This window comes from Novosphingobium sp. (assembly GCF_032093395.1).
Taxonomy (GTDB): Bacteria; Pseudomonadota; Alphaproteobacteria; order Sphingomonadales; family Sphingomonadaceae; genus Novosphingobium.
The window spans coordinates 14,442-28,176 of record NZ_DAMDBA010000065.1 but is presented as its reverse complement, the minus strand read 5'-3'; the positions used below and the strand labels follow the sequence as shown (position 1 = coordinate 28,176).

The 13,735-nt window shown below is 65.6% G+C and carries 16 protein-coding genes and 1 tRNA gene; 8 read left to right on the top strand and 9 right to left on the bottom strand.

From position 1 onward, the window contains the following. Window positions 1-193 precede the first annotated feature (193 nt). Window positions 194-994 carry a transglutaminase family protein gene (locus tag RT424_RS18355; protein ID WP_313441142.1) on the top strand — a complete coding sequence of 267 codons (801 nt, stop codon included), beginning with the start codon at window positions 194-196 and terminating at the stop codon, window positions 992-994. Here RT424_RS18355 and RT424_RS18350 read toward each other — a convergent pair. The 4 genes from RT424_RS18350 to ftsE all read right to left on the bottom strand — a co-directional run bounded on the left by RT424_RS18350 (window position 984) and on the right by ftsE (window position 3,953). Beyond that, window positions 984-1,679, bottom strand: coding sequence for a lysophospholipid acyltransferase family protein (locus RT424_RS18350; protein WP_313441140.1), 696 nt, complete (start codon window positions 1,677-1,679; stop codon window positions 984-986). The genes RT424_RS18355 and RT424_RS18350 overlap by 11 nt on opposite strands. Beyond that, window positions 1,679-2,230: a YdcF family protein gene (locus tag RT424_RS18345; RefSeq protein WP_313441138.1), complete on the bottom strand. Its 552-nt coding sequence runs from the start codon at window positions 2,228-2,230 to the stop codon at window positions 1,679-1,681. The genes RT424_RS18350 and RT424_RS18345 overlap by 1 nt, the downstream gene beginning before the upstream one ends. 26 nt (window positions 2,231-2,256) lie before the next feature. Continuing rightward, the gene (locus tag RT424_RS18340; RefSeq protein ID WP_313441146.1) at window positions 2,257-3,105 is read right to left on the bottom strand and encodes a cell division protein; all 849 of its coding nucleotides are present in this window, start codon (window positions 3,103-3,105) and stop codon (window positions 2,257-2,259) included. Between the two features lie 134 nt (window positions 3,106-3,239). After that, a complete protein-coding gene (gene ftsE / locus RT424_RS18335; RefSeq protein WP_313441136.1) occupies window positions 3,240-3,953 on the bottom strand; it encodes a cell division ATP-binding protein FtsE in 714 nt (237 codons plus the stop codon). A gap of 146 nt (window positions 3,954-4,099) precedes the next feature. Here ftsE and RT424_RS18325 point away from each other — a divergent pair, with 146 nt between their 5' ends. Continuing rightward, a complete protein-coding gene (locus RT424_RS18325) occupies window positions 4,100-5,035 on the top strand; it encodes an MJ0042-type zinc finger domain-containing protein (RefSeq protein ID WP_409521537.1) in 936 nt (311 codons plus the stop codon). Window positions 5,036-5,264: 229 nt separating this feature from the next. Further along, window positions 5,265-5,351 (top strand) — tRNA-Leu (locus RT424_RS18320). A 136-nt stretch (window positions 5,352-5,487) separates the two neighbouring features. Here the strand turns inward: RT424_RS18320 and RT424_RS18315 are convergent. Then, a complete protein-coding gene (locus RT424_RS18315; protein ID WP_313441134.1) occupies window positions 5,488-6,351 on the bottom strand; it encodes an NTP transferase domain-containing protein in 864 nt (287 codons plus the stop codon). Between the two features lie 157 nt (window positions 6,352-6,508). Between RT424_RS18315 and RT424_RS18310 the strand changes: the two genes are divergently transcribed. Beyond that, complete coding sequence (locus RT424_RS18310) at window positions 6,509-7,981, top strand: ATP-binding protein (protein WP_313441132.1); 1,473 nt, start codon at window positions 6,509-6,511, stop codon at window positions 7,979-7,981. A gap of 127 nt (window positions 7,982-8,108) precedes the next feature. Here RT424_RS18310 and nadB read toward each other — a convergent pair whose 3' ends face one another. From nadB to RT424_RS18290, 4 genes are all read right to left on the bottom strand, one after another. Further along, window positions 8,109-9,722: an L-aspartate oxidase gene (gene nadB / locus RT424_RS18305; RefSeq protein ID WP_313441131.1), complete on the bottom strand. Its 1,614-nt coding sequence runs from the start codon at window positions 9,720-9,722 to the stop codon at window positions 8,109-8,111. Between the two features lie 111 nt (window positions 9,723-9,833). Continuing rightward, entirely contained in the window at window positions 9,834-10,163 is a 330-nt protein-coding gene (locus RT424_RS18300) for a multidrug efflux SMR transporter (RefSeq protein ID WP_313441129.1), read from the bottom strand. Next, entirely contained in the window at window positions 10,160-11,107 is a 948-nt protein-coding gene (locus tag RT424_RS18295) for an ABC transporter ATP-binding protein (protein ID WP_313441127.1), read from the bottom strand. Before RT424_RS18295 ends, RT424_RS18300 begins: the two co-directional genes overlap by 4 nt. A 96-nt stretch (window positions 11,108-11,203) precedes the next feature. Beyond that, window positions 11,204-11,635, bottom strand: a complete 432-nt coding sequence (locus tag RT424_RS18290; RefSeq protein WP_313441125.1) for a helix-turn-helix domain-containing protein — start codon at window positions 11,633-11,635, stop codon at window positions 11,204-11,206. A gap of 116 nt (window positions 11,636-11,751) precedes the next feature. Here RT424_RS18290 and RT424_RS18285 point away from each other — a divergent pair, with 116 nt between their 5' ends. From RT424_RS18285 to RT424_RS18270, 4 genes are all read left to right on the top strand, one after another. Continuing rightward, the gene (locus RT424_RS18285) at window positions 11,752-12,321 is read left to right on the top strand and encodes an FMN-dependent NADH-azoreductase (RefSeq protein ID WP_313441123.1); all 570 of its coding nucleotides are present in this window, start codon (window positions 11,752-11,754) and stop codon (window positions 12,319-12,321) included. 96 nt (window positions 12,322-12,417) lie between these two features. Continuing rightward, window positions 12,418-12,630, top strand: a complete 213-nt coding sequence (locus RT424_RS18280; protein WP_313441121.1) for a zinc-finger domain-containing protein — start codon at window positions 12,418-12,420, stop codon at window positions 12,628-12,630. Between the two features lie 169 nt (window positions 12,631-12,799). Next, window positions 12,800-13,234, top strand: coding sequence for a hypothetical protein (locus RT424_RS18275; RefSeq protein ID WP_313441119.1), 435 nt, complete (start codon window positions 12,800-12,802; stop codon window positions 13,232-13,234). Between the two features lie 104 nt (window positions 13,235-13,338). Beyond that, complete coding sequence (locus tag RT424_RS18270; RefSeq protein WP_313441117.1) at window positions 13,339-13,686, top strand: PilZ domain-containing protein; 348 nt, start codon at window positions 13,339-13,341, stop codon at window positions 13,684-13,686. Window positions 13,687-13,735 lie beyond the last annotated feature (49 nt).

The window sequence follows — 13,735 nt, the reverse complement described above, 5'->3', positions numbered from 1 at the left end:
CGCGCTTCCGGTGCTCACGTACATAAAGTACGCTGCGCTCCGGGTCACGAAAGTCCACCATTCTCGGCTCCACCTGAACTGAATTCCCACACGCCCTAAGACAACGCCGATCAAGGCAATCTTCCAAAGGCGGGAGCCGAAGCCGCGATCGCGCTTTGAACGGGAAAGTCGTTCAGACAGGCGGTTCTCCCCGATGAAGCTCGCGATACTAACGGAACTCGAATACGCGCTGTCCGGTCCGACCGCGATCCTCCTGCAACTGGAAGCGGCAATCTTGCCCGAGCAGGTCGTCCATCAGGCCCGGATCGCGCTATCTCCCGTGGCACATTTCGCGCGGGTTCCCGGCTGCGACAACATCGGCGAACGGATCTGGCTCCAGGCCGAGCACCGCCTCAGCCTGCGCTACGAAGCCATCGTCGAGCCCTGCCGCATGGTCACGCCCATAGAGGGACTGGCCGCCGTGCCGCCGCACCTGCTTCCCGGCGAAACGGTGGACTATCTCATGGCTTCGCGGTTCTGCCCTTCGGACACGTTCCAGGCCTTCGTGCTCGATCGGTTCGGGAATCTGGGCGGTGGCGATCTGGTCATGGCGATCCGCGACTGGGTCGAAGGGCACATGCGCTACGTGCCGGGTGCCAGCCATGCCCAAACCACTGCGGCCGACAGCTTCCGCACGGGCCAGGGAGTCTGCCGCGACTATGCCCATCTCGTCATCAGCCTGTGCCGGGCCGGCGCAATCCCCGCGCGTTTCGCCAGCGTCTATGGGCTCGGCGTCGAGCCGCAGGATTTCCACGCGGTGGCCGAGGTGTTCCTGGACGGCGCCTGGCATCTGATCGACGCCACCGGCATGGCGCGCCCGGCAACGATCGCGAAGATCGGCGTCGGACCGGATGCGGCCGGAGCCTCATTCCTCACCAGCTACGGTCCGGTAACGCTGGAAAGGCAGCGGGTGGATGTGCGCGAGGTGATGAGTCCGCCCAATTCTACTGGTTGAGCGCGTTGATCGCTTCCAGGACTTGTGCTTCCACTTCGTCGCGGGGAAGCCCAGGCTCAATCCGTGTACCGACGCGGAACGTGACCGTGCCCGGCTTCTTCCAGAGGCGATGGTAGAAGCGGCCGCTGTCGACCGCCACCGGCACCACCGGCAAGCCAAGAAGCTTGTAGAGACCGGCAAAACCCGATTGCAACGCAATGCGCTGGCCATGGGGAACCCGCGTCCCCTCCGGAAAGATCGCCAGCGGCCGGCCTTTGGAGGCGAAGCTGCGCGCCGAAGCGACCATGGCGCGCAAGGCCTTGGCGCCCTGGTCGCGCTCCACCGCGACCACACCGTACTTGCTCGCCGCCCAGCCCCAGCCCGGCAGGCGCACGAGTTCGCCTTTCGGAAACGGCGCGGGGAAATTCATCATCGCCGGCAGATCGATCGCTTCGAAGAAGCTTTCATGCTTCATCGCCACCAGCACGCCGTCCTCGGGCATCGTACCTTCTATCTTCAGCCGAATGCCCAGGATCCAGCGGCAGCAGAGACGATGGAACTGGCTCCAGCCCTGCACCACCCGCCGCAGCGGCTCGGTTCCGATAAAGGAAGCCAGGCCCACTCCGGCGATGAACACCAGGGTTCCGGGATAGAACACCAGATAGAACACGAGGCTGCGGATGACGTCGAACGGAGTGGCGCGCATCAATGGGCTTTCCAGGGAGGCCGGTTCCAGAAGTCGAGCGCCATGCGGCCGACGTACTTGTGATATTCCAGAAACAGCGTGCTCAGGCTCGGCCGGGAAGGTACCCCGTCCTCGCGAATATCGATATGGTCGGGCAATTCGCGCGCCAGTTCGTAGGCCGCCCGGCGCATGTGCCAGTCGGCCGTCACCAGGCGCACCGACCGCGCCTTGCGCCGCGCCAGCCAGTTAGCCGCTTCCACGGCGTTGGAGCGCGTGTCGTAGGCCTCGTAGCCAAGGGTGATGCAGCACTTCAGCAAGCGGTCGGGAATGCGGAACTCGGCCGCCAGTTCGCGCGGCTTCACCTCGCGATCGACGCCCGAGATCAGCAGGCGCGGCGCCCGTCCGGCGTCCAGCACCGAGAGCGCCCGTTCGATCCGCCCCTTGCTGCCGGTCAGCACGATCACCGCGTCCGTCCGCGTCGCATCGTCGAGCGGCCCCGGCAGCGTCACCGCGAACCAGAGGAACCCGAAGAGCCAGATCAGCAGAAAGAAGGCGGCGGTGCGGCGGAACATGAGCGATCTATAACGACTTGTGCAGGCTATAGCATCTTGCGCAGTGCGTGCAGCACCGTCAGCCGTGCCGTGAGCATGGCCAGCAGGGTGGAGAGCAGCGGAACCAGCGCCAGCAGCAGCCAGTCGCTCCATACAAGCGCGCCGCTATCCACCAATCCTGCACCGAGACTGGCGAACCGGCGTCCCAGCGAGAGAATCACCACCATCGCCAGCGCCAGGCCGACGGTGCCGCCGCCTGCCGCATCGTAACCGATCGAGCGCTGGAAGACCCTGGCGACCTGGGTGTCGGTGCCGCCCAGCAGGTGGACGATCTCGATCACGTCGCGATTGGCACCAAGCGCAGAGCGTGCCGCCAGCAACACCGCCGCCGCCAGAGCGCCGGCCAGCAGCACGACAAGCGAGATCGACAGCACCTGCAAGGATACCATCGCGTCGAACACCGGGCCCAGCCAGGTCGATTGCGCATCGACCTTCGCCGATGGCGCGACGGCAGACACGGCCTTCTCGATGGCAGAGAGCCGCTGCGCCGTCGCCGGTCCATTCAGGCGCACGTCGACCAGCGACGGAACCGGGATCGCCGCCCCGCTAGCCGCCGAAATCCCGGTGCCCAGCCAGGGCTCGATCAGGGCGTCGAGTTCGGATTGCGGAACCTCGCGCAAGCCGGCAACCTGCGGGAGGCGCTGGATTGCCGCCACGGCCGCTTTCGTCTCCAGCCTCCGGATGTCGTCGCGCGGTTCGAGCACCTGCACGGTGACGCCGCCCTCTATCTCGGCCCGCGCGGAGGAAATGGCGTTGCCCAGCGCAAGGCCCGCGGCAAGCGCGATGACTGTCATCGCCACCATGATGGCGATCACCCAGGGCATCGGTCCGGACATGCGGGTCTGCGGGATCAGTTCCGCGCCGCGCACACCAAGACGTCTCCAGAAGATCGCCGGCCAAAAGGAGGAAAGCCGGAAACCTCCTGAACGCAAGATACGGCGCCGTTTGGATACGACGGTCAGGCTCTCGCTCATGCCGGCCTGCGCGGAGGATAGCGCAGCGCGCCGGTGGGATCGGCCAACCGCCCCCGGTCAAGCCGCATGATCAGGCTGTCGGGCACCTTGCGCAGCAGGTCGAGGTCGTGCGTGGCGACGACCACCGTCGTGCCCTGCCGGTTCAGCATCTCGAACAGGCGCAGCAGCTTCAGCGCCATTTCGGCATCGACGTTGCCGGTCGGTTCGTCCGCCACCAGCATCGCCGGGCGGGCGATGACGGCGCGGGCGATGGCCACGCGCTGCTGCTCGCCGCCTGAAAGGGTCGCCGGGCGTGCATCGATCTTTTCCGACAGGCCGACCCATTCGAGAATGTCGCGGACCGGATCGCCGATGTCGCGCTCCTGATGTCCGGCAACCCGCAGCGGCAGGGCCACGTTGTCGAAAGCGGAAAGGTGGGGGATCAGGCGGAAGTCCTGAAATACCACGCCGATCCGTCGCCGAAGGTTGGGCAGGCGACTGCGGGCCAGGGTGATGGCGTCGGTGCCGAACATGCGGATCGCCCCGCGCGAGGGCCGCTGCGCCAGATAGAGCAACCGCAGCAGGGAGGTTTTCCCGGCACCGCTGGCACCTGTAAGAAAGTAGAACCGCCCCGCGAACAGCGTGAAGGTAAGATCGGACAGCACCTCGCGCTCCGCGCCGTAGCGCAAGCCGACATTGTCGAAATGAACGATTTCCCCGTCCGCGGTCATGCTCGTATAATCTGTGCTGCGTCTGGTCCGAACGGGCGACATAGCGGCTATAGCGAGCATTGAATGTGGAAAAAAGGGCGTTCCGGCTTGTGCCCACAGGTCGATGCCTTGTCGTGGCCGAGTCACTCGTGCTTTAGCTTGCGATCATGATCATCGCGTGCCCAGCTTGCTCTACACGATACGCCGTGCCGGACAGCGCGGTCGGCGTGGACGGCCGCACCGTTCGCTGCGCCAAGTGCCGCCACAGCTGGTTCCAGGAAGGCCCCGAAGCTGCGGCGCCTGCCGTTGAACCGATTCCGGAGGGACCGCTTCCCGCGGCATCGACGCCTGGAGAACCGGCGGAACCGCCCAGGCAGCCCGCATTCACGGCGCCGCCTGCCCAGACTGCTTCGGTTCAGCCAGCCCCGACGACTCAGGCCGTCCCTTTACAGGACAGCCCCCCGGCACCGCAGCCCGCGCGCGAGGCCATTCGCGTGCCCGGGCGAACCGCATCGCCTGCCTCTCCGGTTGCCTCCGACGAACCGGCTGCTACCGCGACGGCATCGGACGATCACGCGCGCCGCAAATCCGCCCCGGTCTACGACGACACCACCGCCGTCCACTATGCCGACGAAGGGCACTCCAGCTTCGATTTCGCGCCGCCGTTCCGTCCGCGTCGCAACTGGACGCGGATCGCGACTTTCGGCTCGGTGCTGTTCGCCGTCGTGACGCTGAGCCTCACCGGCGCGGTCGCCTGGGGCGGGTTGCCCGACTGGCTGCCGATCCCGCACCAGACGTTCTCCCAGGCCCAGCCGGACCTGCAGCTCGATTTCCCGCGCAAGCGGCAGGACCGCAAGCCGCTGCCGGACGGCACGGAGTTCTTCTCGGTCAGCGGCACCATCAGCAATGTCGGCAGCGAAGCTCGCAAGGTGCCCTCGCTTCTGGTCGTGCTTCGCGACAAGCGGGACCGCATCGTCTATGAAAAGGAAGTGGTGCCCTCGAAGCGCAAGCTGGCGCCGGGCGAGGCGATCACCGTCAACGAAGCGCTAACGGACATACCCAAGGCCGCATCCGCCGCCGAAATCGGCTGGAAGCCACAATAACGTCTCGTAAGTCGCCGGTGGCTCGCCGCCGGAATCTCGACGCGCCCAACCGGAAGGCTTGGGCGTGTTTTTGCGTTTCTCACGCATTTCCGCCGGAAAATCAGAGGCGGCCAAAAAAAATCGCCCTTTTTGAAAATAATCGCGCCAAGCCTCTTGCCGGGTCCGGAACCCTTTGCTAGTGGCGCGCTCCTGCCAAGGGGCGGCTTCGCAGCTCCCCGGTGATGATTTAGCGGTCATGGCGGAATTGGTAGACGCGCAACGTTGAGGTCGTTGTGGGCGAAAGCCCGTGGAAGTTCGAGTCTTCTTGACCGCACCATCATTCTTGTAAATCAAGATTGGACAAAGCCTTCGGGCCCCCGCAAGGGGGCCCGAAAGTCGTTTGGGCTTCTGGAATTTTGGCCCTCTTCCACGTCATGGGTGGAAGCCGGCACCTTGGACGGGCCCGGACTTGCTTACGCCACCGCGCGCGCAGATTCCTTTTCACGACCTTCCGATGAGACATCGCCCAGCAGGTCGCGCACGATCGCATAAGTACGGTCGTTATCGACATCGATCGCCTGGGTGCCGTCAGCCATGATCACCGCTCTCACGCGCAGACCCAATCGGCGCGAGGCCCGCACGACCGCGCCTGAAAGCGATTCCAGCCCCAGCTTGATCATCACCAGCCCCGCCAGGCCGATCGCGCGCAGGATGCGGGAACTCTCCCGCCCCCCGATCCCAGCACCCCTGAACACGTCCACCGCATCGACGAAGCGCGCGCTCGCCATCCCGTAGAGGTCGCAAGTCGCGAAGTCGCCGTCGCGCAAGGCTATATAGTTGCGCAGGGCCTTGGGGTGGGCCGCCTCCACCGCAGCGCGGCGCGCCAGCGCGAAGGCGATGTCGCAGCCTTCCAGCATTTCCGCCATGGCATCGACCGACTCCGCGCTCAACAGCGCATGGTCGGCGGTGGTCACCAGCAACGGGCCGTCCCAGTCCTCCGCAGCGGCGCGGACGCTTTCGGCGATATCGCCCCTGGCTTCGACGAGCGCGACGGAACCCCGCCCCGGCAGCCGCGTCAGCACGTCCCAGATCGGATCGAAAGCCTCCCGCTCGACGCAGACCGCAAGGCTGGCCACACGCGGATGCTGCGCGGCGGTTTGCAGGACATGGGCGATCAGCGGCCTGCCCGCGAGGGGAATGAGACAGCGGTGCTTCTCTCCGAACCGTTCCGCAAGAGCATCGACGCCTTCCGGGCCGAGGCCATGGCCTGCCAGCACGACAAGCCGCAAAGGTCGCTGTTCGATGTCGTCGATATCGGGGGAAACCGGAGGAGTCATGATCTCCGAACTTATGGGCGCCGCTTGTGACAGGCCGGTGACTGGCGCGGATTTCCGCGATTCGGCAGCGCCGAGCCGGTAGTCACCCGACTCAAGTTATGGATAACGCGGCTGCGTCCGCTTGCCTCCGGCGACCGGCTTGCCCAAGGCAGCAGGCGTGAGCGCCAATATCGTGATCGGCCAGACCCCGAAGGGTGAGTCGATCGAGATCGACATCAAGGAACTTCTCGCGACCCGCCTGCTGGTGCAGGGCAATTCCGGGTCCGGCAAGTCGCACCTGCTGCGCCGCCTCCTCGAAGAAAGCGCGTCGATCGTACAGCAGGTCGTCATCGACCCCGAAGGCGACTTCGTCAGTCTGGCCGAGGAATTCGGCCATGTCGTGATCGACGGCGCCGCCTATGCGGAAGCCGAGATCGTCCGGCTGGGCGCCCGCATCCGCGAGCATCGTGCCTCGGTGGTCCTCGCGCTCGACGAGCTGGAGATCGACCAGCAGATGAAGTGCGCGGCGCAGTTCCTCAACGCCATGTTCGATGCCCCGCGCGAGCAGTGGTATCCCGCCCTGGTAGTGGTGGACGAGGCGCAGATGTTCGCGCCCGCCGCCGCCGGCGAAGTCTCCGAAGAAGCCCGCCGGGTCAGCCTGGCGGCGATGACGAACCTCATGTGTCGTGGCCGCAAGCGCGGCTTGGCCGGGGTGATCGCTACCCAGCGCCTGGCGAAGCTCGCCAAGAACGTGGCGGCCGAAGCCTCGAACTTCCTGATGGGCCGCACCTTCCTCGACATCGACATGGTGCGCGCCGCCGATCTGCTAGGCATGGAGCGTCGCCAGGCCGAATCGATCCGCGACCTGGCGCGCGGTCAGTTCTTGGGCCTTGGGCCCGCGATCAGCCGCCGCCCGGTGGCGGTCAACATCGGCTCGGTGCTGACCGGCGCCAAGTCGATAACCCCCGGCCTGATGCCGCTGCCCACCGCATCGACCGACGAACTGCGCGAATTGCTGCACGACAATCTCCACGTCGAACCGGAACGCCCGGAATTTTCCCGCCCCGCCCCGCGCCCGGCAGTCGATGTCGACATGCTCAGCGAATCGATCGCGCTGGGCCAGTCCGCCTCGGCAGCCCCGCCGCCGCGCCCCGAACGGCCGGAACCCGAGCCCGAGGAAAGCCGCGCGGCGATGCTGGAGATCCTGAACGCCATGGCGCAGGATCCGGAGTGCACGTTCCAGTCCTCGACCACGCTGTTCCAGGACTTCACGATTCGCTGCCGCATGAAGGGCATTTCGGTGCGCGGCGTGGATGCCACGATGTTCCGTCGCGGTTTTGCGGCAGCCATGGCCGGCATCGAGGATCCTGACGAGGAACGCTGGGTCGATCTGGTCAACCTGGCCAAGCATGTCCCCGACGATGCGCTGGCGCCGTTCTACATGATAGCCCGCGCGGCCATGGACGGGCAGCCTTGCCCGGACGACATGACGCTCGCCCGGATCTACGGCACCAGCAGCCCACGCCGGGTCGCACGCCTGCTCGACTATCTGGAAAAGGACGGGCTGATCGTGGTGCGCACTGACTTTTCCGGCAAGCGCTCGGTGGGCCTGCCCGACCTCGGCGTGACGACTGCGCCGGTCGAGGGCTGAGGACTTTATTTCGTCTCCGCGAGGGGAGGCGTAGTATGCGCCCCCGAACCGCTTCTCCCCACCGCACCCCGTTATCCTGAACTTGGTTCAGGATAACGGGGTGCGGTGGCCGCTTAGTGCGGCCCCCTCAAGGCACCAGCACGGTATCGTGCGGTTCCGCTTCCGTCTCGCGGTAGTCCAGCGTGAAGTGGAGCCCCCGGCTCTCATGACGGTGCAGCGCCGAACGGACGATCAGTTCGGCGGTCTGGAGCAGGTTGCGAAGCTCGATCAGGTCGGTCGAGACGCGGAAGTGGCGGTAGTATTCCTCCACTTCGCCATTGAGCATCTGGATGCGGTGCATGGCGCGTTCCAGGCGCTTGGTGGTGCGCACGATGCCCACGTAGTTCCACATGAAACGGCGAATCTCGGTCCAGTTCTGCTTGATGACGACTTCCTCGTCGGAATCGATCACCCGGCTCTCGTCCCAGGCGCGGACCGGCGGCGGCGCATCGAAGGCGTCCCAGTGGTCGAGGATATGGGCCGCGCAGGATTCGCCGAACACGAAGCATTCGAGCAGCGAGTTGGACGCCAGGCGATTGGCGCCGTGGAGCCCGCTCTCGGTGCATTCCCCCGCCGCATAGAGGCCCGGCAGGTCGGTCTTGCCGTCGAGATCAATGAGCACGCCGCCGCAGGTGTAATGCTGCGCGGGCACGACCGGGATCGGCTCTTTGGTCATGTCGATGCCAAGGCCCAGCAGCTTCTCGTAGATGTTGGGGAAGTGCTCGCGGATGAATTCCTCGGGCTGGTGACTGATGTCGAGGTGGACGTAATCGAGCCCGTAGCGCTTGATCTGGTCGTCGATGGCGCGGGCGACCACGTCGCGCGGGGCCAGTTCGGCGCGCGCGTCGTAATCGGGCATGAAGCGGTGGCCGGTGACCGGATGGAGCAGCCGCCCGCCCTCGCCGCGCACGGCCTCGGTGATGAGGAAGTTCTTGACCTCAAGGTTGTAGAGGCAGGTCGGGTGGAACTGCATCATCTCCATGTTGGACACGCGCGCCCCCGCCCGCCAGGCCATGGCGATGCCGTCGCCCGTGGCGCCGCGCGGCGCGGTGGAGAACTGGTAGACGCGGCCCGCGCCGCCGGTTGCCAGGATCGTCGCGCGGGCGGTATGCGCCGCCACCCGGCCGGTCTTTTCGTCCAGCGCGTAGACGCCCCAGACCCGGCCCGAGCCCGAGTAGCGCAATTCGTGCCGCCCCGTGATGAGATCAATGCACGACTGCCCCGGCAGCAGGGTGATGTTGGGGTGATCCTCCGCCGCCTTGAGCAGCGCGCTCTGCACCGCCCAGCCGGTGGCGTCCGCCACATGGACGATGCGGCGGTGCGAATGGCCGCCCTCGCGGGTGAGGTGCAGCTCGCTACCCTCGGTATTGAAGGGAACGCCCAGTTCGACCAGCCGCTCGATCGCGTGAGGCGCCCGCTCGATCACGAATTCCACGGTATCGCGGCGGTTGAGGCCTGCTCCGGCGATCATGGTGTCGGAGATATGTTCCTCGAACGTATCGCCCGCATCAAGCACCGCTGCGATGCCCCCCTGCGCCCAGGCCGTGGAGCCGCCGGTCAGCCCGCCTTTGGCAAGGACCAGAACCTTCAGCTTTTCCGCCAGTGCCAGCGCGGCGGTAAGCCCCGCCGCACCGGAGCCGACGACGATCACGTCGTGGCAGGGAACCTCTTGCGTGCTGTTCGGATCGATCTGCGTAGCCATGCCGGCTCCATGCCGGGACTGTCGCCGGGACGCAATAATTAGCTTCGCAAGCCTCTACGCGCGGCAATCATGTTGCAGTGCAGCGTTGACGATGCGCGCAGGCCGCCTGCGTCAGTGCGCGGAGGACTGCGAAAAGAGGTTCAGGACGATGACACCCGCCATGATCAGAGCGATGCCTATCATGGCGGGCAGGTCCAGCTTCTGCCCCTGGAATATCCATGCGATCCCGGCGATCAGCACGATTCCCACACCCGACCAGATCGCATAGGCGACACCGGTAGGTATGCCGCGCAAAGCCAGCGAGAGGCAGTAGAAGGCGATCCCGTAACCCACCGCCATGATCGCCGTCGGCAGGCCCCGCGTGAACCCTTCCGACTGCTTCAGGAAGGATGTGGCGATAACCTCCGCCACGATGGCCACGGCCAGATAGAGATAGCTCACGCCGCCACGGAACTCGTCAGGCTGACGAACACGTCCTCCAGATCCGCCTCGCGCGTGGTGACGTCCACGATCGCGAAGCCCTGGGCCTGGACCGCCGAAAGGATCTCGCCCGCGTTGCTGCGGTCCTTGTCGTAGGTGATCCGAAGCTCGCGCTCGCCGGCCTTCTCGCACTTGAGGAAACCGGGGTGGCTGGGCAGCGCGGTGACGTCACGGTCGAGCGTGAGGACGAGGATCTTCTCGCGCGCCATGCCCACCAGTTCGCGCGTGGGCTTGTTGGCGATCAGTTCGCCATGGTTGATGATGGCGATGCGGTCGCAGAGTTCCTCCGCTTCCTCCAGGTAGTGCGTGGTCAGCACGATCGTCGCGCCTTCGCGGTTCAGCTCGGAAACGAGTTCCCACAGCTGACGGCGCAGTTCCACGTCCACGCCCGCGGTCGGTTCGTCGAGCACGAGCACCGGCGGCTGGTGGACCAGCGCCTTGGCGATCAGCAGGCGGCGCTTCATGCCCCCCGAGAGCGTGCGGGCATAGGCGTCCCGCTTATCCGACAGGTGGACGGCGCGCAGCAGGTCTTCCGAGCGGCGCAGCGTCTTGACGATGCCATAGAGGCCCGCCTGGTTTTCCAGCACCTCGAACGGCGTGAAGAACGGATCGAACACGATCTCCTGCGGGACGATGCCGATCGAACGCTTGGCATTGCGCTGGTTGCGATCGATGTCGAAGCCCCAGATGTCGATCGAACCCGAAGTCTTGCGGACCAGCCCGGCCATGATGTTGATCAGCGTGGACTTGCCCGCGCCGTTCGGGCCCAGCAAGCCGAAGATGCCGCCTTCCGGGACATCGAAGGAAACCCCCTTGAGCGCCAGCTTGCCCTCGCCGCTTCCGGCGGGGGCGTAACGCTTCTTGAGGTCGCGGATCGAGATGGCGGCGGAATTCGAGCTGGTCATGGCCCGCATGTGGGGCAGGACGGCGCGCCAGTAAAGAGCGCGTTCGGGGGCCGTCAGGCAGTCGGGTCTTGTCTGCGCCCTTTCCCCGGCGGGTTTTCAGGCCTTCCCGGCATCCTCGCGATCGTCGAATACCGAGCGGCTCGCCTCGATGGCGGGGCGGTTGGCGAAGGCCCAGGCGCCCAGTTCCTTCACCGGCCGTGAGAGCGAGTGCCCCAGTCCGCTGAGAGCATATTCCACCCGTACCGGCACGCTGGGATGCACGGTGCGGACGATCAGCCCGTCCCGTTCCAGCGCGCGCAACGTCCGCGACAGCATCTGCTGCGAGATCCCGCCGATCGCGCGCTTCAGCTCGTTGAAGTGCAGGTCGCCCTCCAGCAGGGTCATGACCACCAGCATCGACCACTTGTCCCCCACGCGGCTGAGAATGTCGCCGATGACGCGGCAGGCGCCTGCCGAATGCACGACATCGGGCGCATCGAGCGCATCGAGCACTGGGGCTTGCGGCGGCTCCTGGGTGGTCACGTCCATGTTACCTGGTCCTGAAAAAATGCGCTCTTGGCGATTGTCGCGGTGCAACATAGCTAGGGGCAGTCACATTTTCAAACCTAGACCCTGTTCCGGACTACTTTTTGAGGTTCTCTCCCATGAAGCTTCTCCATCTCGATTCCAGCATCCTTGGCGAAAACTCGGTGAGCCGCGCCGTTTCGGCCGCCATCGTCGAAACCCTGACCAAGGCAGACCCTTCGCTCGACGTCACCTACCACGACCTCGCCGCCGAAGCCCTGCCGCATCTCACGCTCGACGTGCTCGGCAATCCTGACGGCACGGCGGAGCTGGCGGAATTCCTGGCCGCCGACGTCATCGTGATCGGCGCGGGCATGTACAACTTCACCATCCCCAGCCAGCTCAAGGCCTGGCTCGACCGCGTGCTCGTGGCCGGCAAGACCTTCCGCTACACCGCCGAAGGTCCGCAGGGCCTGGCCGGCGACAAGAAGGTCTACGTCGCCCTTTCGCGCGGCGGCTACTATGGCGAGGGCCAGCCGGCCGCCGCCGTCGAACATGCCGAAAGCTATCTGCGCGCCGTGCTCGGCTTCGTGGGCATCACCGATCCCGTCTTCGTCCTGGCCGAAGGTATCGCTATCGGTCCGGAAGTCCGCGAAAAGGCGCTTGCCGATGCCCTGGCCGAGGCCGGTACCCTCGCCGTTCCGGCCTGAGGCGAAACCGCGATTGCCCCCGGCGCGCACCCTTGCGCGCCGGGAAAGCATTTGCCGTCTGGAAATTGCCGCGAAGGCTTGGTAATCGGCCGATCCATGAGCACGCAGCCTGAAACCGTCTTCACCGATTCCCACCGCGTTTCCTGCGACGGGGCTTCCGACATCCGCGCCACGGGCAATTACAAGCCCGCCGCCCTCGGCCACCCGCGCGTGTGGCTGGAGATCGACGAGAAGGGCTATGTCGATTGCGGCTACTGCGATCGCCGCTTCGTGCTCAAGGGCGGCCCGGCCGACCAGCAGGCGGCCTGAACCTAGCCTCAGGTAGTCCTCGCGCCGGACCTTGAGTCTGGCGCGTCCTTTCCCCGCCGTTCTCCTCGACTGCCGAACCGGCGGTCCGGGGAATGCCGCTTAATCCAATGCTTGCACCATTGTCATAAACCGGGCAGCATCCCGGTCCGGGAACAGCATGGAGAAAGCCATGGACGACCTGGAGCATCCCCAGACGAATGGGCCTAAGACGAACAGCCCTACCTCGAGCGGCCCGACCTCGAGCGGCCCGAACACGAATCCCGGCACGACGCCCGGTTTCGAGTTCAATCATCCGACCATCATCAGTCTGCTCTATTTCGCATCCTGTTTCACCGGGGTGACGGCAATCGTCGGCGTGGTGCTGGCCTACGTCTGGCGGGGCGAGGCGAAGGGCGGCTGGGAGGAATCGCACTACCAGTATCAGATCCAGACCTTCTGGATCGGCCTGCTCGGCACGATCCTGGGCATAATGCTGATGATCGTGGTGATCGGCGTCCTGGTGCTCCTGGCCGTGGCCGTGCTGGTAATCGTGCGCAGCGTGATGAGCCTGCTGGCGGCCCAGAAGCACGAACCCATGCCCAACCCCACGACTTGGTGGATCTGAGCGGGGCGTATCCCGCCAGTGAACGCCCAGCGGTAACCGATTGATAAGATCGGTATGCGATAGGCCATAGCGGAAGATAGCCGGGGGGCCATTTGCCTGTGAACATGCTGAGAATACGCGCGCACCAGCGCTATGCCGTCCGCCGGGAAGTGGCGATTCTGCGCGGTGTGCGGCGAGTGGGATCCGGCCTCCTGGTCGAGATTTCGCAGGAAGGCTGCCGGATCGGCTGCGTCATGCCCGCCGACATGTTCCCCGAACCGATCGAAAATGGCGAAGTTCTTGTGGTCGCTCCCGAAGGTGCCGACCCCTTCGAGGGGCGGGTGCGCTGGAGCGGCAACGGAACTCTGGGCTTCAGACTGGTCCGCGCCTTCCACCACCACGAACTGGACCGGCTGATTCGCACTTGCCGGGGAGAATTCGACACGCCAGAGGCTCGGGAATACGGAACCTGAGGATCGCTCTCTCCCCATGCCTAACCCCTACCGTCGGCGCGCGTTTTCC